This is a genomic window from Methylobacterium oryzae (assembly GCF_021398735.1).
Classification (GTDB): Bacteria; Pseudomonadota; Alphaproteobacteria; order Rhizobiales; family Beijerinckiaceae; genus Methylobacterium.
In genome coordinates, this window is the sequence record NZ_CP090349.1 from 3,682,851 (window position 1) to 3,706,251 (window position 23,401).

Below are 23,401 nucleotides of genomic sequence, written 5' to 3' on the forward strand. Positions count from 1 at the left end.
GTCCTCGCCGGGGCGCTTCGCCGTCCGGCACGCTCAGTCGTGCGACTGGATCGAGAGTTCCGCTTCCGCGGCCTCGCGCATGGCGCGATCCCAGTCGAGCTTGCGCTTGGGCGGAGTCTCGCGCTCCGCGTCCGTCGCTTTCCGATCTCGCGGAGCGACGATCTTGATGTCGTACTCGGGCACGCTTCGATCCGCTCTTTAACCGACGATTAATCGTATTGGCGGAACGCGCGGGTCTTGTCAGCGGTTCAATGCGTCGATCCACAATCCGGTGACGGCGCTCATCCGGTGCCGGACAGGCCGATCAGGATCATGGCGGCGTGCACGGCTCCGACGATGGCGCCCGACTGGGCGAGCTTTAAGGCCTCGGCCCGCGGTACGCGCACGACGGCGATGTCCTCGCCGGGATCCGGCTGCGCCGGCCCGGCCGCTGTCACGCGCGCGCGGACGAGATGCATGCGGTTGGCGTAGCGGGCCGGATCCGCATTCAGGGTGACCACGTGCTCGGCATCCGCGAAGATGTAGCCGGTCTCCTCGCGCATCTCGCGCTCGGCGGCCGCGAGGATATCGGGGTCGGCGGGGTCGATGGCCCCGCCCGGAAGCTCCAGGCTCGGGCCTCCATGAGCGTGGCGGTACTGGCGTACGAGGATGACCTGATCGGCCGCGTCGATGCCCAGCACGAGCGCGATGTGCGGCGTCTCGAGCACGTAATAGGGATCGACGATGTGACCCGACGGCGTCACGCAGTCGTCGGCACGGAGACCGAGCCAGCGATCCTTCATGACGTGGTGGGATTTGCGGACTGTCCAACTCGGTGTCGAGATCATTGCTTTCTGCGGACCCGGGGTTTGTGCTTACGGATATCCCCCACGGTCATTGTGGATCTTCGCCGCTGAAGGACATGCGCGATGGCAAAACTGTCTCGTCTTTCGGCTCTGACTTCGATCGAGCTGCGACCGCGCGTTGCGCTGCCCTCGCCCAGCCGATAAGCCTCGCGGGGTCGTAGAGCCTCGCGCCGCGGATGTCACAGGTCGTAGGATGACGGGAACGAAACTCGCCATGGCATGCCGCGTCTGCGACGGACGCGATGTCGAGCTGTTCCTCGACCTGACCGATCAGCCGCACTGCAACCGCCTGATCCCGCCGGACCTCGCGGACCGCCGCGAGCCGCATTTTCCCCTGCGCGCCGGCTTCTGCCACGACTGCACGCTCGTCCAGATCGATCACACGATCCCGAAGGAGAGCATGTTCAGCGACTACCCCTACGTCTCGGGCACGACGAAGACGCTGGTGGAGCATTTCCGCCAGACGGCGGCCCGGCTCGTGGAGCGGTACGACCTCGGACCGCAGGACCTCGTCGTCGACATCGGTAGCAACGACGGCACGTGGCTGCGGCAGTACGAGCCCTTCGGCCTGCGCCGCTGCGGCGTCGAGCCCGCCTCGAACGTGGTGGAACTGGCCCGCGCCGCCGGCGTGCCGACGCTGAACCGCTTCTTCAACGCGGAGACCGCCGAGATCGTCCGCGCGCAGGACGGGCCGGCGAGCCTGATCACCGCCGCCGGCGTCTTCTTCCACCTGGAGGAACTGCACAGCGTCGTGAAAGGCATCGTCACGCTGCTCAAGCCGGACGGCGTCTTCGTCGTGCAGGCGATCTACCTGGGCGGCATGATCGAGAACACCGCCTTCGATCAGATCTACCACGAGCACCTGTGCTACTACACGCTCCGCTCGCTGGAGCAGCTGTTCGCGCGCCACGGCCTGGAGGTCTTCGACGTCAGCGTCGTCCCGGTCCACGGCGGCTCCCTCGAGGCGCATGTCGGCTTCCCCGGCGCCCACCCGGTCAGCGACGCGGTGAAGCGCATGCGCGCCGACGAGGAGGCCCGCGGCTACGGCAAGTTTGAGACCTATGTCGGCTTCGCCGAGAACGTCCGGCGCCTGCAGGCGGCGCTGCTCGACCTGCTGGAGCGCATGCACGCCGAGGGGAAGACGGTCCACGCCTACGGTGCCCCGGCCAAGGGCGCGACGCTGCTCAACGCCTTCGGCATCGGCCCGCGTCTGGTCCAGTACGCGGCCGAGAAGAATCCGCTGAAGTTCGGCCGGCTGATCCCCGGCGCCCGCATCCCGATCGTCGAGGAGGGCAGCGTGCCCGCGCCCGACGCCTATCTGGTGCTCGCCTGGAACTTCATCGACGAGTTCCTGGCGCGCGAGCGCCGCTACCTCGAGAACGGCGGCGCCTTCATCGTTCCGGTGCCGGAACTCAAGGTGATCACCGCCGCCGACTTGCCGAAGGCGGTCTGAGCGTGGCTGCCGTCTCCCGATCCTCCTTGCCCGAGACCGTCGTCGTCGTCGGTGCGACCGGGTTCGTCGGCCGCAACCTCGTCGCGCATCTCGCCGACCGCGTGCCGCGGCTGATCGCGGTCAGCCCCTCCGGCCGCGCGGTGCCGGGGGCGCATGAGGCCGCGCGCTTCGATGCCCTGGAGGCGCTGTCGGTCCCCGCCGACGCGATCGTCGTCAACGTCGCCGCGCAGCGCTACGACGCCGACAAGTTCGAGACGGCGCAGAGCGACCTGCTGACCGGCAATGCCGAGATCGCCAACCGCCTCTACCGGTTCTGCCTGACGAAGGGCATCCGCGAGGTGCGCGCGGCCTCGAGCGTCGCGGTCTACCCGGCGGCCCTCGATCCCCTCGACGACGCGCAGGCTGTCGACCTCAACGCGCCGCCCAACCGGAACGAGGCCTTCTACGCGTGGTCGAAGCGCTGGTCGGAGGTGATCGCCGACCTCCACGCCGAGCGCTACGGGATCCACACGATCAGCTTCCGCCTGAGCAACCCCTACGGCCCCCACGACTCGACGGATCCGCGCAAGGCGCACGTCCTGCCGGCCTTCGTGATGCGCGCGCTCGCACCGGGGGAGCGCTTCGAGATCAAGGGCAACCCGCTGGTCGAGCGCGACTTCATCTACGTCGGCGACGTCGTCGACGTGTTCGCCCGCTCCCTCGAGATGCGGGAGACGAGCGACGCGCTCAACCTCTGCCGCGGCGAGACCATGACCCTGCTCGACCTTGCCCGCACCATCCTGGAGGTGGCGGGCGAGAATCGGCCGGTGCACGCCCCCGACACGGCGACCCACGGTGTGCTCGCCCGCCGCTCGACCAACCAGCGGCTGCGTGAGCGATTCGGGATGTCGAGCTTCACGGGACTCGCGGACGGGCTGCGGCCGACGATCGCGTGGTACCGCGAGGCCTATCGCGACGGAGCTCAGCATGCCGGGGCCTGAGCGCGACATCGTCATCGGGGCGGACGGCTTCCTCGGGCGCAACCTCGTCCCGCGGCTCCGGGCCGAGGGCCGCGAGGTCGTCGAGATCGGTCGGGCGGCGGGTGACCTCTCCGAGTGGGCGAATGTCGAGCGGGCGCTGCGCGCGGCGCCGCCGGCCGGCCGGATCTTCCACGTGGTGACCCGCCAGCGGACCGGCGCGGTGCAGTACGACATCCAGGGCGAACTCCTGGCAATCAACGCCCGGGTCCACCTAAACGTCCTCGAGGCGTGGCGCCTGTTCCAGCCGCAGGCCAAGCTCGTCTCCACGGGCTCGTCCTGCACCTATCCGGAATCGCCGGAGCCGCTCCCCGAGGCCCGGTTCGGGCAGGGACCCACGCACCCCTCGGTGATCGGCTACGGGCTCGCCAAGCAGGTCCTGGCAACAGGCTCGGCGGCCTACGCGCACCAGTACGGCCTGAGCTTCCTGCACTGCGTGCTGGCGACCCTGTACGGGCCGCACGACAACAAGGCCTCCGACCGCAGCCACTTCGTCGGCGCCCTGCTCGACAGGGCCGTGCGGGAGAAGGCGGCGGGCGCATTACAATTTGAAGTATGGGGCAACCCGCGGACTGTCCGCGAAATACTCCACGTTGAAGACCAGATAAAAGCGATCCTGGCGGCAGAACGGCAGTTCAATAATGAAATACTAAACTGCGCCGCGAACAAGCCCATCACTGTTGGAGAGGTAGCACGGACGGCGCTGGCTGCTTTGAAGTGGAAAGTCCCAATAAAGACTTCGCTTGATAGTTTCCAGGGGGCGGCCACTAAGGTGATAGATTCATCCCGCTTTTTGAACAAAACGGGATGGCGACCGAAAATCGATCTGAAATCTGGACTTCGACAACTGTTAGCGAGGGAGTATCAAATATGACGGATTATGACCGTTGGGAAAACCCCTATAATAGTAGCTAATCGAGTTCCAAGAACTAAAATAATGAGCTTGATCGTCACCGAAGACTGGTACTATTAAAAGACTTGGCAGCTCCCATCGACGAAAATGTACGCGGACAGCGATCCCGCCTCAACGGACGCGGTTGCAACAACCCCGGAAAAATGCCACCTCGTCGCACCCGAATCCTATGGCAAAGCGTGGGCGAGGTCAGACGTCCCAATGTCCGCCCATTGAGTTAGTATTTACGACTTCACACAGCTTAGTCAATTATCAAGAAGCGCGAGCGAGCAGATGCAAGACATCACTATGGTAGAAACGGATTTCGACCGCGACGAGCCTGCTGCGCTATTCGAATGGACGGTAGTAGAACCGTTGTTTCAATTGCCTCATAGTTTGGTCCCGACAGCTTGGGCCGGTCATATACCATTTTTATTTTCGCTAATCAAGATCGACCGTCCAAGGACATTCGTCGAGCTCGGCGTCTTTAATGGCGCTAGCATGATTGCAGCATGCAGTGCGGCCGGGAACTACAATACCGACACGGTTTGTTATGGCATTGATACATGGCAGGGGGATGAGCATGCCGGCCTATACGAGGGAGATAAAATCTATGCCGACCTAACAAAGACTTTGGCGGAGATTTATCCACCCGCGCGCTTGCTCCGCGGCACCTTTGAAAGCCAATTAGGTCGGTTCAAAGATGGAACAATCGACCTTTTACATATTGACGGGCTGCATACGTATAGCGCGGTAAAACAAGATTTTGATAGCTGGCTGCCTAAAATGTCAGACCGGGGGATTGTACTATTCCACGACACATGCGTGCGTGAGCGCGAGTTTGGGGTTTGGAAATTATGGGAAGAATTGAGCGTCCAATATCCCTCAATGGAATTTTATCATAGTTTTGGACTAGGTGTTCTTTTTGTTGGAAATAAACTCAGTCAAACCACGAAAAGATTGGTTGATTTGTGGACTAATAACGATTCTTTTCGAGAGTTTTTTCGATGCACCTGTGAGCATGTCGGGGCAATACTGCCAAACCGAGTGCAGGATCGCGTAAATACCGAATTGTTACATGAAGCCAGGGCGCAGATCGCTCGCGAGCAAGCTCATCAAATATGGCTGAACCGCAACTGGCTGCATGCTCAGGAAGAAGCCGAGTGTGAACGGAACAACTCCAAGAAGGAAATTGAACGCATAAATAGTCACGCCTACGACAATCAAATTTCTCTTTGGCGTGAGATCAGGAAAACACGCCAAGTCAACGCCAGAAGAGCAATTGCTGTCGCAAATAAAAACAGCCCCTTCCTCATAAATCTACCAAGAAGGCGGCAGTCAAAGCACTCGGATGCCCCCCTTATTGTAAGTCAAACAGGTCTTTTTGACGAAAGTTTTTACAAAAATGAATACTCGGATGTACGCGACAGCGGCGTCAACGCACTCGAGCACTTCATTCAACATGGCGTCAGGGAAGGCAGGTGGCCGAACGAATTTTTCGATACAATATGGTACATCTCAGAATACATGAATTATGACAACGTCGGAATGAATCCATTAATTCATTACTGCAACGAATGGAAGGGAATGAATGTCAATCCGAATCCATACTTCTCAGTGCGTTCGTATCTCGAATGGAATCCTGACGTCGCAGCCTCGGGTGAAGAGCCGTGCCAACATTTTCTGCGGCTGGGAGGTCGAGAAGGACGCATGACGGATTTCTCGACACCTTTCTATACCATAAGGCCAGAAGCCTTGGATCAAATGAACAAAGTTGAAGCGCTTCGTCATGCGCTAAAGGTGGACCGAAATATCGATAGGACGATCGAAAATAAGATAAGCAGGAGCTGACGTTGATCGTGCCGAAGCCTTTCCCAAGCGCCAGTAAGGCGCGAAAGCCAAAAGTGGCTTGTCTTGGGCATGACATCTATTTTGAGAATCACTACTGCGAAAAGTCGACTGAGAAATACGATGTCGGGTGGTTTTCTTTTGATCACTTTTCCGGTAGTTATTATAAAGAACTCACGAAGTTTCGCCCAGATGTTACACTCGTATTTAGGCCAGAGCTACATGATGGAGTTGATGTCAAATCAATTCCGGGTCTGAAAATAGGATTCTCCACAGAGCCTATGCCTAAAATAGCTAACGGAGCTATACAGCGATCGTCAGAAACCGACAGACGGATGCGGATGCTTGAGCACCTTAACTTTCAAGCATTCGACGCGGTATATCATTACGACCAGAATAGCTCATCATTCGCCCAAAGCTTGGGCCTGAGATTTTCAGGATTTCATCGAATACCTATCAACACAGATTTATTTCACCCTTTTAATAAGCCACCGGCGAACTGGGATGTGGTCTTTGTTGGAAAGGCGACCCCAAGAAGAATCGAGATACTCCAAATCTTAAAGAGTTACAATCTAACATTTTTATGGATAGAGCACGGCATTTCTGGCAAATCACTAGCAGAGGTGTTTAGACGTTCGAAGTGCATATTAAATATACATGCAGACGATATTACAGCGCTCGAGCCTCGTGTCTATCTTGCGGCAGCCTGTGGGGTCCCTGTTTTATCTGATCCATACGGCAACGAAACATTCCCGATGGACGACTACGTTCGGGTCATGAACATGACTGATCTATCCGTGTCGGCAATCCAGTCCACGATTTCAGAGATTGGTGCGGCAACAAAGAATCAGTCGCCGACGCGATTATCACATAAGCTGCGTATGATGAGCACGGAGCACTTTGTAGGCCGTCTCATCAACAAATTCACTTAAGGCGGGGATGCAACATGCAAAACTCGGATTTATTTTTGCCTTCTTGGTATGAGCGTCGAGTTGCCGTCGATTATTACGACGACCGGATTGGCGAAAATCTTTTACTTAGACATCAGCCTGAAATCTACGGATTTGCGGAGTATCTCTCACGCAAGGACGGTAGATCTACTATAATCGACCTTGGCTGCGGGACAGGTAATAAGATTAAATCCAATGTTTATTCGAAGATTATAGGCGTAGATCAAGGAGTCAATTTGGATGCATTCAAAAGGAGACATAAAACTGCAAGGGCCGTCGAAGGCGATTTAGAGGTCTGTGACTTTCCATGGCCGGCTGATTTGGCATGGAATGAAGTGGTCGTTGTGTGCGCCGATGTTATCGAGCATTTGATCGACCCCACCTGTTTGCTCGCCGAACTTGCGAAGCTGACAAATGCCGGGGCCGTAGTTTTACTTTCCTCCCCTGATCGCGACAGAGTCTACGGAGGGCAAAATGTGTCTCCCCCTGCAAATCCTTGTCACGTACAGGAATGGACATTAAAAGAACTTTGCCAGCTCATAAAATCGAGCGACGTGCCAGTTTCATTTAGTGGCTATACGATTTCTGATAATATGATTAGAAGAAAAGCAACAAGTCTAATCATATCCGACGGTAGAGCGGTGCCGGAAGCCTTCGGCCCTGAAACTGTAGGCCAGGAACGGCCAGTCGCAATAATTGCGGCTTATAACGACGAGGATGTCATATACCAAGTCTGTCAACACTATATTAAGAATGACGTTGATCTACATCTCATCGATAATTGGTCAGAAGACGACACGTATGTATTGATGAGAAATATACTAAAGCAATATCCCGGCCGAGTGAAACTAGAACGGTTTCCTGTCGAAGGACCCGCCGAAGAATATCGATGGGTTGAAATCCTTAATCGAAAGGCGGCAATCGCAGCTGCTTATGAGGGGCGCTGGGTTCTGCATATCGACAGCGATGAAATCCGCGTATCGCCTTGGCACGATCTTTCACTGAGAGCTGCACTCGAATACATCGAAAGTCATGGTTTTAATTGTATCGATCACTGTGTGATCAACTTTAAGCCTACTAAGAACGGTTTTGATCAGCACAAAAACTTAAATTTGCATTTCCGTCATTTCGAATTCGGGCGACATCCTGCGCATTTCCTGCAGCGGCGGGGGTGGATCCAACCTAAAGACATTATAAATTTATCGAATTCCGGCGGGCATTTCGCCGATTTTGATGGAGCAAGACAATATCCGTATAGATTCCCTCTCTTTCACTATCCAATCCGATCACAAAAACATGGGGAGCAGAAAATTTTCAGGGATAGGCAGCTCAGGTACTCGCGATCCGAACAGGCAGAGCGCGGGTGGCACAACCACTACGACTCGATTCTTCGAAGCGAGGTATTTATAGCTCTTCCGGAGCTGCTGGAAAAATTTACCGAAGAAGGATTTTATGAAAATTTTATCGTTGAGATTTTATCAGACGTTGTTCTGCAGCGTCGAAACGGCTCCCTCGTCGCCGCAGACTGATGGAGTGTTCATAATATAGCAGGCCGAATTGTACAAAAATGCACCTCCGCGCCTCAATACTAATGTCTTCTTCAAGGGTGTCTGTGCTCAAGATACCAATGATGACCTCCAATGCGATACCGCTTGCGATTTACGGCCAGCACACCATTGATCTGATCGCCTGGTTTTATCTGGGCTTTGAGGACGGTTCAAAGACGGGACCAAGTTGTATATTGATTTTGACTAGCGACACTGAAGTAGACAGACGAGTTGGATCGAAGCTAATCTTTAAGACGCATATTTGCAATTTCGAAGTTCTCATCGAGGCCAGCATGAATGTATTAACGTTTGATGAAGGCAACGCTATTGCCACAGCTTTGATCACGGCCGTTTCGAGATTCAATAGCGATAGCCTTATGCCTATTTTCGCCGAGCTTACTTCCTCATTCGACTCGATCATTGGCGACAGTGCGCTGCGCGTCCGCTCAATAATTGCCGGCAATCAATTAACTTTTCTAGATTGGATCAATTTCGTTCCGCAATTTGTCGTAGCGCGAACGTTGAATGGTTATCAATGTTTTGCAGTCAAGAAAATCACCTTTGAAATGAGAAAAATGATCTCGAACGCCGAAATTCAACTGAATATGTCAGATGTCATGCTACATCAAGGTTTTATTGTTGTAGGCGGCGGTACATTTATCGCCGCAATTCCGTTAAGGAGTACGTAAATCTATGGAGACGTGCGGCCGTCCTGTCGTTTTAGTATTGGCACCTATGCCTGCTGCACCGGTTAACGCCGGAAATCGCCGCCGCCTGCTCGGAATTTGCGAGAGCTTAACTCGAGGCGGATATGACGTCGATTTCGCCTACTACGAGCACGAAGACCAAATATACCGAAGATTCGGACAGGAGCCCCCGACCGACGCGATCGAGATGGCGAAGCTGTTCCGGAAAACTTTTTCTATTCCGTCACCGACACTCATTCATCTGAAGACTTGGTCTGGCGCATTTTCCATTGACGAATGGTGTCCGGACGAGGTTGTGAATTTTGTAGAATGGTACTTCCGAACGCATCCAAACACTTGTGCTATAATTGTCAACTATGTATTCCTGTCGCGATCACTCGAAGTGGTTCCCGAGGGGGTGACGCGAGTAATCGACACTCACGATCGCTTTGCTGATCGCAATCGCCAATATTGGCCATTCAAAAGTGAGCCAAATTTTTTCTATACAAGTCGTCAGTGCGAGGCCGTTGGGCTGTCCCGAGCAGATATCGTTCTCGCAATCCAGTCCGAAGAAGCTGATTATTTTCGTTCGATTTCTGATAGACATGTCGTGCTCTTACCACCGCGATTTCCGGAAGCCCGTCAATTCCAAGACTGCGAGCAAATCAGAACAATCGGTTTCCTGGGGCACGGCAACGACCCTAATCTATTCTCGATAAGCAAATTTGCGCATGCGTGGGCAGAAAAGTGGCAAAATGGGTTTCCGCAATTGATCATTGCAGGCGAGATCTGTAAAAGTTTGAATGGTTTTGAATCACCTGGTGTACATCTTCTGGGATACGTCGAGGACATAGCTTCATTTTACGATAAAGTTGACGTTGTAGTTGCCCCGATCCTGATGGGAAGTGGCCTTAAAATGAAGGTAGCTGAGGCTCTCGCCATGGGTCGGCCAGTGATCGGGACTCGGATCGCCTTCGCAGGATTTGACGCAGTCCATTCTGCTCATCGACTCAACGGAACGAGTGATGCGGTTGCAGCCGTAAAAGAGTTGTCCCACGACAGTAACAAACTGCGTACGTTAGTAGAAGCAAGTTCGCAGTTGCTATCAAGGTATAACGTGATTGCAGCTAAGTGTGAAACTGCGTTTATATCTCTTATGCCACGCGTGCCGTCCCCCAGTTCCTCCGGGACGGATTCCGATCTGGCCCAGTTTCGTCAAGAATGGTATGACTTGAAATACAGTACCGTCATAGAAGCAGATTCTCTTCGCGCGCGGCAATCTATAGGTAGCGGAAAGGATGTACTTATAGCTACTGAGAAAGTTTCATCCGAAGCGGCGCTGATTTCTGGATATCGTCCAAATCGGCGCCGATGGTACGCGGCTTCCCCACGGCGGACATCTGTGCGGGATCGGGCGGTTCCATCACTCGATATCGCCGGCGGCTCCTCGGTAAATTTTTCTCCAGAATGGGTCCGAGATCGAATTTTGTCACGCCAGGCTCGCGAGGAAATTATCGGCTATTTTAGTAATGTTAAGTCAGATTGGCGCTCTCAGGCGCGATTGGTTGGAATTGGCGGCGTTCAGTTTACCGTTCTTGCCCTTGCTCCAAGCTTCCTAGTGGGACTTCAAAGTCCGACTTCCGCCTTCCTCGTTCGAGCAACCAATTCTGTGCGAGAAATTCGCCTGTCAAATGTTATCTCAACGGCTCGTCCCCTGCCGGTCGACTATAAGGTAGAGCGGCCAGATCTTCGGTTGATTCCCGTCGGATTGACTTTTTTGACGTCAACTTCAGACACAGCAGGCGATCTTTATATTCCTGACGAGGACCGAGTTCTTGAAGTTGGAGGATCTTCAATAATGTTACTTAGTGACTATCTGATCGGACGACTCACCATTGCCAATTGACGTATCTTCATCGGTTCGGACATCATGGAAACTCTTCAAACTGTTGATCCTCATTATGGCCGCCTCTCTGCCGTCGTTGATGCACGATTGATAAAAGATGGGCTTTTGCGGAATCATATTCGCATCGCCTTCGACCGCCCCGCGAATCCGGTTGTTTCAATTATTATAGTATCTTTTAACGCGCCCGATCTGCTTATTCTGACACTTTACAGGTTGGCTAGCCATTATAAGTTGGCGGGGGCGGTATTTGAGGTCATCATCGTTGATAATGCTTCTGGAAACGAGACAAAGACAATTCTCAATATTCTTGACGGAGTCGAAATTATATATTGCGAGACTAATATTGGTTTTGGTCCGGCATGTAATTTAGGTGCCAGATCAGCAAATGGGCGCTACCTGCTCTTTCTCAATCCTGACGTTGAGCTTATCCCGGGCGCTATCGGTGCGCTAATTGAGCCGTTTTCTGATGATACTGTTGGAATCGTGGGTGCTCGTCTTGTATTTCCAGGAGGCTATCTGCAAGAGTGCGGCGCGTTCTTCCAGGATGACTCACAGCTTACTCATCCCTACGGTCGCGGCAATAAAAACCCTTTTACCGCTGAGGGCGCTTTCCGAAGAGATGTCGGATATGTGTCTGGAGCAGTAATGGCCGTCGATCGGACGTTATTTAATAGTCTAGGCGGCTTTGATGATTTGTTCGCCCCGGCGTATTTTGAGGATACCGATCTTTGTGTGCGATGTCATCAATCTGGGCGACGGGTTGTTTATCAACCGAAGGCGACAGCCATCCATTTCGAAAACGCTACTTCTCCCAGTCGACAGGACGTGGACTCATTAATAGATCGTAACCGGCAAAGATTTTTGGACCGCCATCGATCGTGGCTCTTTCAACGTCATGAGGCGCCTCCGCTGTTTGCCGACCGGACGTATGACAGCTGGGCTCTCAAAGTCTTGTTTATAGATGATGCAGTACCGCACCTAGATCTTGGTGCTGGTATGCCTCGTTCCAACCTTATCGTTACACTGATGGCTCAGCTCGGATACCATGTAACGATATATCCAGTTTATCGATCTGATGTTGACACGCTAGATCGATATCGGGACTTGCCCGATACGATTGAGATTCTTGATTCGGACGGCGAAGCCGGGCTCAGCGCGCTCCTTGATGGCCGTTGCAACCATTATGATGTTGTTTGGGTGAGCCGACCACATAATATAAACCTGTTGTGTGAGCTGATTCAAAGCCGTGATATTGATCTTCGGGTATTAGCTCGACGTAGGGTTATATTTGATTCGGAGGCCCTATTCTGTGTTCGAGACTTCTTGGAATCAACGCTCAAGAGAGGTGTGGGATTCGGTGCAGCTTTTGGTAGGAATGCTGCGGCGGAGATTCGCAATTTTTCCCAGGCAGATCATGTTATATGTGTCTCCGAAAGTGAGGCGCGTTTGTTGAAAAACTTTGGCTTAAGTAATGTTTCGGTTCTTGGGCATGCATTTGAGCCGCCTCCCCGTGATATTCCAAACTTCGGGGACCGAGATGGCTTTGCATTTATTGGGTCGTTGTCTGAAACGTCATCTCCAAATACAGACTCGTTGCTTTGGTTTTTCAAAACTATATGGCCTCATATTCGGAGCCAAGCTGGCGATGTTAAATTTCGAGTTATCGGGGAGGTCTCCTCAGAGGTTTCTGAAATGTTGTCGTATCCGGGCGTTAGTTTCGAGGGGCGTGTTATGGACCCAGCGCCTCTTTATGATCAGTCGCGCGTTTTCGTAGCGCCTACTCGGTTTGCGGCTGGTGTTCCCCACAAAGTTCACGGAGCAATAGCGCAAGGATTGCCCTGTATAGTTACCCCGATTCTGGCCGAACAAGTCGGGTGGCCAGATGGGTCTGGTTTCCGCTGCCATGATTGGCGAACTCCGGACGATTTTGCTTCTGGATTGCTTCGATTGTACAGCGACGAGTCTATTTGGCGGGCTGTTCAGAAGAAAGGCTTCGAATATATTGCGCAGGATTGTTCTCTTTCAATATTTAGGACGACACTGCGCTGCCTCTGTGAGGCCTCGGTAGTAGCATGATTTACGCTTTTTTGCGGCCCTCCGGTGCAGCGATCGTTTCTACCCTCTATAGGCGAATATTCCTTGGACGCGTTCCTAAGATATTTGACGCTACTTTTTATTTGAAATCAAATCCTGATGTCGCCGCTTCCGGCTTAGATCCGTACTTCCATTACGTTTATTATGGTTCTTCTCAGGGCCTGGACCCAGCTGAAGATTTCCATACTTTGTTTTATCGAAACCAATCCGGCCCCACAAAGTTGGATCCCGTTCGACATTATATTCGCTATGGTGTTAAGCTTGGTATTGATCCAAATCCAAACTTTAGCAGTTCGTCTTATCTCGCTCGTTACCCTGATGTAGCCGAACGCGCGATAAATCCGCTTCTTCACTACCGTACCAATGGAAAATTGGAGGGTCGGCTAGCTAGTGCGTCTGCTTCGAAAACTGGGGATATAACGGCTCTTGTTTCGGTGCCGTCGCGGTTTATTTTCCGACTTCCATCAGAGTCGGCTCGCCAATTTACGTTTTCTTTTTTTGCTGCTTCGGAGAAGGGGCTGAATTATCAGCCCGCAGCGCGTATTTGCTATTTTCTGCAATTGTCGCACAGAGAGATTGAATTGCTTGTCGATGCATTGTCGGTCATTCAAGCTAATAGTGTTGAGGAGGTTGAGTTCCGGTTCGACTTACGCAACTTATCTCATTCGATCGAGCGTGGTAATCAGGAATTTGTTGCTGACGTGAAGCCTAAAATCGATACGGTGCTGATCGTTTTTGAAGGTTGCTATTTTCATGAGCATGGCTCTTGTATGAAGATAAATTTTTTAGAGTCAAGGATTTGGGATCTTCGCGGCCCGAATGCGCGGGTTGCTGAAGTTTTTTCGGCAGGTTCGGTTCGGGTTGATACCGATAATGCAATAGCGCCGAATGGATAAACGATCTGCTATAGGCTGATACCCGATTTTTATTTAGTCGTTATGATTTGGAAGCGTTTGAAACCTAGACGGTTGCGGCGCGTCGTCGTTGTTTGGCGTCTGTGGCCGACGCACATGGCTCCAGCAGTAGGCCAGCCGCACCGCGCCGCCCTTGGCCAAGCTCTCGTAGGCCGCGTAGCCGTCGACCTGCAGCACGCCTACAAACCCGCAGAGATGCGCGATCGGTCTCCGGCTGTGCGGTCGGGCGCGTACACGTAGGCGACGCCGGGCGGATCCGTCCCGCCCCAAGGCCGGTCGTCGCGCGCATACGCCCAGAGCTGGCCGGTCTTGGTGCGGCCGCGGCCCGGCTCGAGCACCGGTGCCGTGGTCTCGTCGGCAAACAGCTTGCCCGTGCACGAGCGTCTCCAGGAGTCGCTCGTGCACGGGCCGGAGGAGGAAGGCGGCGTGCCCGACCCAGTCGGCCAGCGTCGAGCGGTCGAGGCTGACGCCCTGGCGGGCAAAGATCTGCGCCTGCCGGTAGAGCGGCAGGCGGTCGGCGTATTTGGAGACGAGCACCTGCGCGATGAGAGCGTCGGTGGGTAGGCCGCTCTCGATCAGCCGCGCTAGCATGGGTGCTTGCACAATTGCGTCCCCGCAGGCGCGGCAAGCGTAGCGCGGGCGCCGGATCACCAGCATCCGGAACTGCGCCGGCACCACGTCGAGGCGCTCGGATACATCCTCGCCGATCCGATGCAGGGCACCCGAGCAGCATGGACAGGCGGTGCTGTCGATATCGACGAGGCACTCGACCCGCGGCAGGTGGGCGGGCAGCGCCCCACGGTTCGTGCGCCGCTGACCCTCCGGGCCTCCTTCTTGGCGGGCTCGCTCTCCTCGGCGGCAAAGCCCGCAGCCTCGACCTACTCGGCCTCCTCCAGCCCGAGCAGGAGTTGATCCTCAGGCAGGCTCTCGGCGCGGCGGCCAAACCGGTGGCGCTGCATCGCCAGGATGATCTGGCGCAACCGCTCGTTCTCGGCGCGCTCCTCGGCGAGCAGCGCCTTGAGCATCTCGGGATCGTCGAACGCGGGCGAAGCAGGCGCGGCCAGGAAGCAGATTAGATCAGATCTGTCAGCGGATTACCATCGCGATGAAGCCCGCTAGCCAGCCTTTTTGCTCAGCCGGCAACCGCCGGCACGCCCACGGCACGCGCCGTATGGACGCGCTTCCAGTCCAAGCCTTCGACGAGCGCCGCGAGCTGCGCCGCGCTCAGCCGGACCACGCCGTCCTCGATCTTCGGCCAACAGAACTGACCCGCCTCCAGACGCTTGGTCGCGAGGACCAGGCCGCTTCCATCCCAGACCAGGAGCTTCACCCGGTCGGCGCGCTTCGAGCGGAACACGTGACCGTGCCCGAGAACGGATCTCCACCCATCGCGTCCCGGACCAGAGCGGCCAGCCCGTCCATGCCCTTGCGGAAGTCCAGAGGTCAGCGACGATCCCGTCCCCTGGCGCCTGCAACTCTGGCTACAGAGCGTGTTCGCCCTGGCCGAGCGCGTCACGCACTTGGCTGCCGCGACGCTCTCGGCCAAGCGCCGGAGCCTGGATCGGCAACTCGGCGCCATCCTGGCTTCGCCGAGCCGCTGTGACCTGACCCGCGAGCTCCAGGCCAAGATCAGCCGCGCGCGCGATCAGCTCCTGGTGTTCCTCACCTATCCTGGAAAGGTCGAGCCGACCAATAACGGCTCCGAGCGGCTGCTGCGTCCGGCCGTCGTGCAGCGGAAGGTGACCAACGGCTACCGCGCCATGTGGGCGGCTGAGGGCGAGGCCTCCATCCGCACCGTCGTCGATACCGCCCGCCTGACCGGCGCCAATTCATTCGGCACCATCCTCAAAACCATCGGCGCCTGAACCCCGCTATCACAGGCCTGGGCAATTACATCTGCAAGGCCTGGTCCGCTGAGCCCGGCCGCTTCAGGTCAGACCCACTCTACCAAATGCCGGCACCAAACATCTAGCGCGCGGGCAGTTGCTGCTCCAGATGGGCGCGGAGCAGGGAATAGTGGCGGACGACCTCGTCGAGGTGGCGGGCCATGGCCGCATCGATCGGTTCCGGCCCGCTCGGACGCAGGTACGTGCCCGCGTAGAAGGCGGCATGCGCTTTCAGCTTCACGGCGATGAAGTCGAGGTCGGCCGACCACGCGGCTTCCGCCCGGACCCGTTGGAGCCGCTTCGCGATCTCGAGCCATTGCAGATCGAGATCGATCCCGCTGCCCATCGCCTTGAACAGGTCGAACGTCGAGTCGAGGATCTCGATGGCGGTCTCTGCGGACATGGTCTGAAACCGTCAGGCCTGTGCCGCCGCGAGATCGGGGCGCACATACCAGTCATCGAACATCGAGAGCTGCTGGAACCGGCGGCGGTATCCCAGGCCCGTCAGGAGATCGAAAATCTTCTCCCGCGTGTCGGCGAAATTGTGCTCGACGCTGATCAGCGCGATATCGTGACGCGAGAAATCGAAACTCTGGAGGACATCGAACTCGCCGCCTTCGACATCGATGCTCATGTAGTCGATGCGCCGGGGCGCGCAGGCTTCGGACAGGAATCGATTCAGGGAGATCGTCTTCACCGGGTACTGGACGCCCTGCTGGCGGAAACCGGCGTGGAAGTCGCCGTCGGCGAAGTCCTTGATGGCCGACAACTCCCCGATCTCGGTCTCGTTGAAAAGCACCTCGACGCCATCTGTCCTATAGACGCATTGATCGCTGATGTAGCAGCTGCGATTGTTGTACAGGGCAGCGTGCCACGCGCGCGCGGGCTCCGCGAGGGCGCCCTGCCAGCCGAACGTCTTCTCCAGCAGCAGCGTGTTGCTGAGGCTCACGCCGTCGCAGGCGCCGAACTCGACGAAATACCCGTTCCGCTTCTCCTTCAGCTCGTACAGGACCCAGAGATCCTGAAGGAGCTGGGAATTGGAGAAGAGGGCCATCCTAGTGGCGAACGACAGGAACTCGATCTCCGCGCTGACGATATGGGGCTTCGCAGCCAGATTGTCCCGCAAATTGGTCAGCGCGTTGAACCCAGTCAGGAGTTCGACCGCCATCGCTCTCGGTTCCGCGTCTGTGATGTGAAGAGGAGGATACGGGAAAGCTGCGCGAAGCCTCGGATCAGCCGCGCTGCCGCTCGGAGGCGCCGCCTTTCAGGATCCGGTTCGACCCGTCGAACAGCACGGCGTGCTGGAGCGCGGCCGGCCCGTGATCCGGAACGGCGGCGGCGATCCCCCGAACGGCGAACAGGAACTGCTTGCGCCGAAACCCGTAGGGTCTCAGGCTCGTCAGCAATGCGTCGAAGAGTTTGTTCGTCGCCTCGGCGCGCGCCTCGGCCGCGGCGCGCGCCTGCACCGCTCTGTCGAGTTCGGCCCGCATGACGGCCAGCTGAATGTTCTGCTGCTGGATCTAGCGGATGTACTTCGTATCAATGTCGTGAACGAGGTTCTTCGTCATGCGGCGGCCTTGGATCCTGACGCTGGGTGGGGCTGGTGACGCCGGCGGCGAACGGAGCGGAGCGCTGCGGGGCCCCGTTCCCGCTATGCCCCATGCCGGGCGCGGCGTCATCGGTCGGCCGCCGGCCGGGAGACCCTGCAGGATCGGCCCCGGGCGCGGACGACCGCCGATCCGATGCGCCGAGACCGCCGGCACGCCGGCCTCACATCTGGATCTTGCTGACGACGTGCTTCACGAGGAACAGGCCGATGCTGGCCGAGGTGAGACCGAACATCAGGACGTAGAGCTGGTCGATCTGCAGTCCCGCGTAGGGGTAATAGGCCGAGCGCACCCATTCCGCCAGCTGAAGGGCCGGGTTGAATTTCATCCAGTAGTAGATCTTGTCCGGCATATAGCTCGGCAGGAACATCACGCCGCTGGAGATGTAGAGGATGATGCTGAAGAGCGCGTAGCCGATCAGCCAGCCCGGGAAGAAGCCGATGATCGCGACGTTGATCGTTCCGATGCCGATGCCCAGCACGATCGCCGCCAGATAGCCGCACATCGCCGTGAACGGGTCGGCCGGGATCGGATTGGTCCCGATGGCCACGAGGACGGAGGAGACCACGAGCAGGGCCAGAAAGCCGGTGACGATCTCGACGAGGATGCGGGCCAGGATCACGTCGAACAGTTTCACCTGCGGGTAATAGGTCAGAGGGCGGTTCATGATCACCGCCTTCATGACTTCGCGGGAGATGTACTGAAAGACCAGAACCGGCACCGCGCCCGTGGCGAAGAAGAGCGGCCGGCTGTCGCCGAGGGGGGCCGCCAGTTTCTGGAAGGTGTAGATCGCGATCAGCACGAACACGTGCACGCAGGGCCAGAGCACGACCACGCCGTAGCCCCAGATCGAGGCACCGAAGCGGGTGCGCATGTCGCGCAGCATCAGCGCGTGCAGCACGTGCAGGTAGGATTCGACCGGGCCCTTCTGCGATTCGGGCTTCGGGAGGGCGGGCATCGACATGACCTCTGCGTTGCGGCGCCTGTCTCGACGAGAAAATGGGCCAAAGTGCGTTGACCCGGCCCACCCCCGGGCGCGTCAGACCGCCAGGCCGTAGTAGGCCCGCATGAGGTCGGCGGGGGCGGCGTCCGGGATCGGTTGCGCCCCCCGCCCGGATTCCGAGACGTCGATCGCCATGAGTCGGTCGTTGCAGGCGGCCGGATCGGTCATGAGCGCGCGGGGCAGGAGATGGCCGTTCGGCACGCCGCGCAGCCGCTCAGCCGGCGCGCCGAGGTCGAAGGCCGTCACCGGCAGGCCGGTGCGCAGGGCCAGGGTGAGCGCGTACGCGTAGGTCTCGGGCCAGATCGACGGCAGCAGCACGAGGTCGGCCGAGACCTGCGTGACGAGATCGAGGGTCTCGTCGTCCTCCCAGTGGCGGCCGGTCTCGGCGATCTGGAGGGCCGCCCGGGCGACCCGGTCGAGGGTCGGATCGTCGGTGGAGTACCGCCCCGTCTCGGTCACGCCGGCGCGCGCGAGGCCGCCCGTCAGGGCCGGGTCCGAGTGGCCCACGATCGTGAATGTGAGCGGCAGGTCCCGCTCGCGCGCGTCCGAGGCCAGGGCCTGCAGCAGCAATCCGCCCTCGGGGAGACTGATGCCGCCGAGCACGGCGACGCGGCGGATTCGGCCGGGCCGCTGGAGGGCGGTCGAGCGCACCGACCGCTCCGGCTCGACGTGCGGCCGCACCGTGACCGACAGATCCGGGTACACCGTCCGGATCCGGCCCGCCGTGTCGGAGGACGGCGCGAACACCCGCGCGGCGCCCGCCAGGAACGCCCCGAACGCCGCCCGCCGCTCGCCCGGGTCCGGCTCCTCGAACCCGTCCGCGTCCACCGCCAGGCACGACCGGCACTCCGCCACCGGCGCCAAGCCGCAGTAGCGCCCGTCCGGCTGCACCAGGTGGTTGCGGTGGCACACCGGCGAGTAGTCGTGCAGCGTCCACGCGTAGGGACGCCCCGCGCCCGCCACCACCTCCATCAGCGCCCGCGCCGCGCCCCAGCGCAGCCCCGCCAGCGAGTGCACGTGGATCAGAACCGGCGCCAGCTGCCCGACGAAGTCGGCGAGCTCGGCCGCGTCGCGCGGCAGGTACAGGCTGTCGAGGTTGGGCAGGTACAGGAACTCGGGGCCGCGATACGAGACGTGGACCTCGAGGTTGCGGGTCCGGTCGATCTGCAGCAGCACCACGCTCAGGCCCTCGGCCCGGGCCTGCGCGACCGTGTCGTCGATGTGCCGCTGGATGCCTCCGCCCCAGCTGTGCGTCACGTAGAGCAGCGCCCGGCCGGCGAAGTGCCGGGCGAGCCGCGCCCGGTCGAGCCGCGCCCGCCCGCGCCGGCCGGGATCGGCCTGGACGAACTGCCCGACCCGGGCCGGGTAGTCGGGATGCTTGGCGAGCAGCGCCGCCTGGCCCTGGTCGTACTCGCCGCCCGCGTCGAGGCCGAACGAGATCTGGCCGGCGTGGTGGACGAACACGTCCTCGGCGAGCAGGTTGACGAAGCCGGCCTTGATGGCGCGCAGGCACCAGTCGTTCTCCTCGCCGTAGCCCTTGCCGAAGGCCTCGGCGTCGAGGTCGCCGACGGCGTCGAGGGCGGCGGCGGTCATGTACATGCAGAAGCCGACGCCGGTGGGCACGGGCACGGCGCGGCCGCGATTGACCTGCGCGGCGAGGCGGTCGAGGTCGGGCCGGGCGATCTCCAGCGGCATGGTGTTGTTGGCGTTGAAGCGCGGGTAGGAGCAGATCGTGGCGTTGTTGGACAGGGGCGTGACGCTGCCCACGGGCAGCCCCGCGCCCATTCCCGCCTCTGCGCCTGCCTCCCCGCCGGACCCGGCCTGAGGTTCGGCGTTGTGTTCGGCGTGGGCGACGAGGCGGTCGAGCCAGTCGCCGAAGACCTGAGCGTCGGAGTTGAGCAGGACGACGGCGCGGCCCTGGCGCAGGCCGAGGGCGCGGTTGACCGAGCGGACGAAGCCGAGGTTGTGCTCGTTCTCGACGAGGTGGAACAGGCCGCGGCCGGCGAGGGCGGCGAGGTCTGCGGACAGCTGCGGGTCGGGGGAGCGGTCGTTGACGGCGAGCAGGGTGAAGGGGGTGGCCTGGGGCGCGGACAGGCAGGCGTGGAGGGCGCGCAGGGTCTCGCCGCGGCCCTTGTAGACCGGGACGATGACGACGACGCGGGCCTGCGCGATGGGCAGGGCCCGGGGCAGGCGGTCCCACGCGTCGGCGGGCGGGGCCTCCATGGGCGGGTAGGTGCCGAGATCCTCGGGGCAGCCCATCAGCCCGGCGGCCCGGCCCGCGCGCACGTAGTGCAGGAACGGCGACTCCCCCGCGCCCAGGAGATGCCCGTAGGCCCGGCGGTAGAAGCGGGTCGAGAAGGTCTTGCTCGGGTCGCGGTCCTCCTCCTGGCCGTGGGACAGGAAGTGGATCGCCGGCCCGTTCTCGAAGCCGCCGGTGTCCGGGTAGCGCTTGAGGTACCAGGGCGCGTCGAAGAGCGGCTCGATCAGGCGGGCCTGCTCGAACAGGTCGGCGTCCTCCTCGGCCGGCGGCGCGCCGTAGCGCGGATCGAAGGCGTCGCCCGCGAGGTCGTCGCCGCGCAGAAGGGCCCGGGCGAGGTGATGGACGAAGGGCGCGAGGCCCGTCGCCTCCGCGGAGGGATGGTGCGCGCGGTAGGCCCAGCCGTTGAAATCGGGCCTGGGATTGCGGCCCTTGCGCCAGCCGGTGTCGCAGTAGTCGCGCACTGCGTCCTCCGCCTCGGACAGCCCGTAGCGCGCCCGGTAGAAGCCGTGGTCGAAATGCCCCGCCACCAGACGCGCCTGCAGGTCCAGGAACGCGTCCCGGTCGAGGATCTCCCGCCCGATCGCCCCCAGCCAGGCCGTGTCCTCGACCGGCGCCCGCGCCGGCCGCAGCCCGCAGACCCGCAGCAGCGCCGCCAGCGTCGAGCGCCCCGGGCCGGGATCGCGCAGCTCCCGCCAGCCCGCCTCGGCGAAGTGCAGGAACGGCTCGCGCCCGCCCACGTCCGGATAGGTCGCCCGGTACCACGCCGCGTCCACCGCCGGCAGGTTCAGCCGGTGCGGCTCCGCGAACGGCTCGGCCCCCGTCAGCCGCGCCTCGGCCACGTAGCGGAAGAACGGGTCGTCCGCGACCGCCCGGCTGCCGGCCCGCGCCTGCACGTAGCCGGCGGGGTCGAAGTCCGGTCGCGGGCCGATCCGCGCCCGCCAGCCCTCCGCCACGTAGTGGCGCAGCAGCGCCGCGTCCGGGGCCCCGGCCAGCGCCTCGGCCTGCGGTCCGGGCAGGCGCTGCCGGTAATGGGCGGCGTCGAAGTAGGGGGCGAGGGTCTCGACCCGCAGCGCGCGCGCGGCGTCCGGGTCGGGGCGGGCCGGTCCGCCGTGGAGGACGTAGTGGACCAGCGGGTTCTGGGTCGTGAAGGTGATCCCGCGGCTGAGGCAGTAGGCCAGGGTGTCGAATTGCGGCGCCGGCTCGCGGCCCTCGCGCCAGCCGGAGGCCATGTAGTGGTCGACCGGGTCGACGCCGGCGGCGGCGAGGTCGGGGTTGCCGGCGAGGTAGAAGGCGCCGTCGACGAGGCGGCGGGCGAGGCGGTGGGCCTCGGCCGTGTCGGGCTTGGGCAGGGCGGCCGCCTCCCCCTCCCCTTCACGTCCGGCGCGGCGGCGCGCGAGGGCGTGCAGGAGCGGGTTGATGCCGGCGCGGGCGAGGTGGGGATGGGCGGCGAGGTAGGCGGCGGAGTCGAAGTCGGGGCGCGGGTCGCGGCCCGCGCGCCAGCCGTGGACGAGGTAGTCGCGCACCGGGTCGGCCGCGATCCCGTACCAGCTCGCGTAGAACGCTTTGTCAAAGTGCAGGGCCAGGACGGCGATCTGCGCGTCCGCTGTGACGAGATCGTCCGCCGCCGGCAGGCCGCGGCGGGCCGCCAGCCGGATCAGCGGGTTGCCGCTCGCGCGGACCGGGCCGGAGCGCGCCCAGCGATGGTACAGGCCGCGGATCTGCTTCAACGCGCGGCGCCCGTTCTGTCGCGCGACGGCCGCCGATCGCCGTCGGAGGGCGTCTCGGAATCGGCGCTGGGTTCGAGGCCTGGAGCTCGGGTGAGCATGTGTTCGCGCGGGCTAAATCGAAGGCGTCTCGGCGCGCCGGGCAGGGTGCCGCGCCGCCGGCCCATCGCCCTAACGGAACGCGCGCGCGGGGTAAACAACCGCACGCCCTGCCCCACGTCCCGCGCGACCCGCTGGCGCGGTCAGATCAGGTCGGACCGCCACGTCACGTTCTCACGCACGATCCGCGCGGGATTGCCGGCGGCCACGCAGTGGGGCGGCACCGTCCCGGTGACGACGGCGTGCGCGCCGACGATCGCGTTGTCGCCGATGACCGTGCCCTTGAGCAGGGTGGCCTGATTGGCGATCCAGACGTGGTTGCCGACCCACACGGGCTTGGCCGGGTTCAGCCGCGCGCCGGTGTCCCGGGTGACGATGGAGTGGAAGTCGCTCGTCGTCATCCAGACGCCCGACGCGATCGAGCAGTCCGTGCCGATCTCGATCGCCTTTCCCTCGACGGGGTTGAGATGGACGAGCCCGGTGAAGCCGGTCCGGTCGCCGATGCGCAGCACCGAGCCGGGGCCGATATAGATGTTGGCCATCGACAGCCGCACGTCCTCGCCGACATCGAATCGGCAGTTCGACTCGATGACGATGTGCATGTCCTTGTCGGACACGCAGCCCCTGCCTATGCGGATGTAGTTGTTGTCGCCGTTGACGTAGATTTTTCC

At 60.0% G+C, this 23,401-nt stretch carries 20 protein-coding genes and 2 pseudogenes; 11 read left to right on the plus strand and 11 right to left on the minus strand.

The annotated features are described in order from the left end of the window. Positions 1-33 precede the first annotated feature (33 nt). On the minus strand, positions 34-183 hold the full coding sequence (locus tag LXM90_RS17585) for a hypothetical protein (RefSeq protein WP_234080908.1): 150 nt from the start codon (positions 181-183) through the stop codon (positions 34-36). Positions 184-281: 98 nt separating this feature from the next. Continuing rightward, entirely contained in the window at positions 282-782 is a 501-nt protein-coding gene (locus LXM90_RS17590; RefSeq protein ID WP_234080909.1) for an NUDIX hydrolase, read from the minus strand. Between the two features lie 277 nt (positions 783-1,059). Here LXM90_RS17590 and LXM90_RS17595 point away from each other — a divergent pair, with 277 nt between their 5' ends. The 10 genes from LXM90_RS17595 to LXM90_RS17640 all read left to right on the plus strand — a co-directional run bounded on the left by LXM90_RS17595 (position 1,060) and on the right by LXM90_RS17640 (position 14,133). Next, complete coding sequence (locus LXM90_RS17595; protein WP_234080910.1) at positions 1,060-2,298, plus strand: class I SAM-dependent methyltransferase; 1,239 nt, start codon at positions 1,060-1,062, stop codon at positions 2,296-2,298. A 26-nt stretch (positions 2,299-2,324) separates the two neighbouring features. Further along, positions 2,325-3,278 carry an NAD-dependent epimerase/dehydratase family protein gene (locus tag LXM90_RS17600; protein ID WP_234080911.1) on the plus strand — a complete coding sequence of 318 codons (954 nt, stop codon included), beginning with the start codon at positions 2,325-2,327 and terminating at the stop codon, positions 3,276-3,278. Then, positions 3,265-4,188 carry an NAD-dependent epimerase/dehydratase family protein gene (locus tag LXM90_RS17605; RefSeq protein WP_234080912.1) on the plus strand — a complete coding sequence of 308 codons (924 nt, stop codon included), beginning with the start codon at positions 3,265-3,267 and terminating at the stop codon, positions 4,186-4,188. Before LXM90_RS17600 ends, LXM90_RS17605 begins: the two co-directional genes overlap by 14 nt. A 312-nt stretch (positions 4,189-4,500) precedes the next feature. After that, complete coding sequence (locus tag LXM90_RS17610; RefSeq protein WP_234080913.1) at positions 4,501-6,057, plus strand: class I SAM-dependent methyltransferase; 1,557 nt, start codon at positions 4,501-4,503, stop codon at positions 6,055-6,057. Positions 6,058-6,065: 8 nt separating this feature from the next. Further along, positions 6,066-6,986 (plus strand): glycosyltransferase family protein, encoded by a 921-nt coding sequence (locus LXM90_RS17615; protein ID WP_419149868.1) that lies wholly within the window; start codon positions 6,066-6,068, stop codon positions 6,984-6,986. Positions 6,987-7,000: 14 nt separating this feature from the next. Continuing rightward, on the plus strand, positions 7,001-8,533 hold the full coding sequence (locus LXM90_RS17620) for a methyltransferase domain-containing protein (RefSeq protein ID WP_234080915.1): 1,533 nt from the start codon (positions 7,001-7,003) through the stop codon (positions 8,531-8,533). Between the two features lie 98 nt (positions 8,534-8,631). Continuing rightward, entirely contained in the window at positions 8,632-9,240 is a 609-nt protein-coding gene (locus tag LXM90_RS17625) for a hypothetical protein (protein WP_234080916.1), read from the plus strand. 205 nt (positions 9,241-9,445) lie between these two features. Continuing rightward, positions 9,446-11,143 carry a glycosyltransferase gene (locus LXM90_RS17630; RefSeq protein ID WP_234080917.1) on the plus strand — a complete coding sequence of 566 codons (1,698 nt, stop codon included), beginning with the start codon at positions 9,446-9,448 and terminating at the stop codon, positions 11,141-11,143. Positions 11,144-11,167: 24 nt separating this feature from the next. Further along, the gene (locus tag LXM90_RS17635) at positions 11,168-13,219 is read left to right on the plus strand and encodes a glycosyltransferase (RefSeq protein WP_234080918.1); all 2,052 of its coding nucleotides are present in this window, start codon (positions 11,168-11,170) and stop codon (positions 13,217-13,219) included. Continuing rightward, a complete protein-coding gene (locus LXM90_RS17640) occupies positions 13,216-14,133 on the plus strand; it encodes a hypothetical protein (RefSeq protein ID WP_234080919.1) in 918 nt (305 codons plus the stop codon). Before LXM90_RS17635 ends, LXM90_RS17640 begins: the two co-directional genes overlap by 4 nt. 33 nt (positions 14,134-14,166) lie before the next feature. On the opposite strand, the gene tnpC is transcribed toward LXM90_RS17640, so the two are convergent. The 3 genes and pseudogenes from tnpC to tnpB all read right to left on the minus strand — a co-directional run bounded on the left by tnpC (position 14,167) and on the right by tnpB (position 15,591). Continuing rightward, positions 14,167-14,943, minus strand: a complete 777-nt coding sequence (tnpC, locus tag LXM90_RS17645) for an IS66 family transposase (RefSeq protein WP_326491909.1) — start codon at positions 14,941-14,943, stop codon at positions 14,167-14,169. Between the two features lie 86 nt (positions 14,944-15,029). Beyond that, the gene (locus tag LXM90_RS17650; RefSeq protein ID WP_234080920.1) at positions 15,030-15,176 is read right to left on the minus strand and encodes a hypothetical protein; all 147 of its coding nucleotides are present in this window, start codon (positions 15,174-15,176) and stop codon (positions 15,030-15,032) included. Positions 15,177-15,283: 107 nt separating this feature from the next. Continuing rightward, a pseudogene (gene tnpB, locus LXM90_RS17655) lies at positions 15,284-15,591 on the minus strand (IS66 family insertion sequence element accessory protein TnpB). On the opposite strand from tnpB, the pseudogene LXM90_RS17660 reads away from it, so the two are divergent. Then, positions 15,591-16,016 (plus strand): annotated as a pseudogene (locus LXM90_RS17660) (IS66 family transposase); the annotation flags it as partial. The pseudogenes tnpB and LXM90_RS17660 overlap by 1 nt on opposite strands. 103 nt (positions 16,017-16,119) lie before the next feature. On the opposite strand, the gene LXM90_RS17665 reads toward LXM90_RS17660, so the two are convergent. From LXM90_RS17665 to LXM90_RS17690, 6 genes are all read right to left on the minus strand, one after another. After that, positions 16,120-16,440 carry a hypothetical protein gene (locus LXM90_RS17665; RefSeq protein ID WP_234080921.1) on the minus strand — a complete coding sequence of 107 codons (321 nt, stop codon included), beginning with the start codon at positions 16,438-16,440 and terminating at the stop codon, positions 16,120-16,122. A 12-nt stretch (positions 16,441-16,452) separates the two neighbouring features. Further along, a complete protein-coding gene (locus tag LXM90_RS17670; protein WP_234080922.1) occupies positions 16,453-17,205 on the minus strand; it encodes an FkbM family methyltransferase in 753 nt (250 codons plus the stop codon). Between the two features lie 64 nt (positions 17,206-17,269). Then, positions 17,270-17,527 carry a hypothetical protein gene (locus LXM90_RS17675; protein ID WP_234080923.1) on the minus strand — a complete coding sequence of 86 codons (258 nt, stop codon included), beginning with the start codon at positions 17,525-17,527 and terminating at the stop codon, positions 17,270-17,272. A gap of 280 nt (positions 17,528-17,807) precedes the next feature. Then, complete coding sequence (locus tag LXM90_RS17680; RefSeq protein WP_234080924.1) at positions 17,808-18,602, minus strand: ABC transporter permease; 795 nt, start codon at positions 18,600-18,602, stop codon at positions 17,808-17,810. 81 nt (positions 18,603-18,683) lie between these two features. Beyond that, positions 18,684-22,634 carry a glycosyltransferase gene (locus tag LXM90_RS17685; RefSeq protein ID WP_234080925.1) on the minus strand — a complete coding sequence of 1,317 codons (3,951 nt, stop codon included), beginning with the start codon at positions 22,632-22,634 and terminating at the stop codon, positions 18,684-18,686. 239 nt (positions 22,635-22,873) lie between these two features. Further along, positions 22,874-23,347: an acyltransferase gene (locus LXM90_RS17690; RefSeq protein WP_234080926.1), complete on the minus strand. Its 474-nt coding sequence runs from the start codon at positions 23,345-23,347 to the stop codon at positions 22,874-22,876. Positions 23,348-23,401 lie beyond the last annotated feature (54 nt).

What these genes read in the sequence shown, in the direction of transcription:
- LXM90_RS17650 (WP_234080920.1), bottom strand. Translation starts at nt 15,176, where the DNA reads ATGCTCAAGGCGCTGCTCGCCGAGGAGCGCGCCGAGAACGAGCGGTTG.
- LXM90_RS17630 (WP_234080917.1), top strand. Translation starts at nt 9,446, where the DNA reads ATGGCGAAGCTGTTCCGGAAAACTTTTTCTATTCCGTCACCGACACTC.
- LXM90_RS17610 (WP_234080913.1), top strand. Translation starts at nt 4,501, where the DNA reads ATGCAAGACATCACTATGGTAGAAACGGATTTCGACCGCGACGAGCCT.
- LXM90_RS17670 (WP_234080922.1), bottom strand. Translation starts at nt 17,205, where the DNA reads ATGGCGGTCGAACTCCTGACTGGGTTCAACGCGCTGACCAATTTGCGG.
- LXM90_RS17675 (WP_234080923.1), bottom strand. Translation starts at nt 17,527, where the DNA reads ATGCGGGCCGAACTCGACAGAGCGGTGCAGGCGCGCGCCGCGGCCGAG.
- LXM90_RS17635 (WP_234080918.1), top strand. Translation starts at nt 11,168, where the DNA reads ATGGAAACTCTTCAAACTGTTGATCCTCATTATGGCCGCCTCTCTGCC.
- LXM90_RS17605 (WP_234080912.1), top strand. Translation starts at nt 3,265, where the DNA reads ATGCCGGGGCCTGAGCGCGACATCGTCATCGGGGCGGACGGCTTCCTC.
- LXM90_RS17665 (WP_234080921.1), bottom strand. Translation starts at nt 16,440, where the DNA reads ATGTCCGCAGAGACCGCCATCGAGATCCTCGACTCGACGTTCGACCTG.
- LXM90_RS17640 (WP_234080919.1), top strand. Translation starts at nt 13,216, where the DNA reads ATGATTTACGCTTTTTTGCGGCCCTCCGGTGCAGCGATCGTTTCTACC.
- LXM90_RS17620 (WP_234080915.1), top strand. Translation starts at nt 7,001, where the DNA reads ATGCAAAACTCGGATTTATTTTTGCCTTCTTGGTATGAGCGTCGAGTT.
- LXM90_RS17625 (WP_234080916.1), top strand. Translation starts at nt 8,632, where the DNA reads ATGATGACCTCCAATGCGATACCGCTTGCGATTTACGGCCAGCACACC.
- LXM90_RS17680 (WP_234080924.1), bottom strand. Translation starts at nt 18,602, where the DNA reads ATGCCCGCCCTCCCGAAGCCCGAATCGCAGAAGGGCCCGGTCGAATCC.
- LXM90_RS17595 (WP_234080910.1), top strand. Translation starts at nt 1,060, where the DNA reads ATGGCATGCCGCGTCTGCGACGGACGCGATGTCGAGCTGTTCCTCGAC.
- LXM90_RS17590 (WP_234080909.1), bottom strand. Translation starts at nt 782, where the DNA reads ATGAAGGATCGCTGGCTCGGTCTCCGTGCCGACGACTGCGTGACGCCG.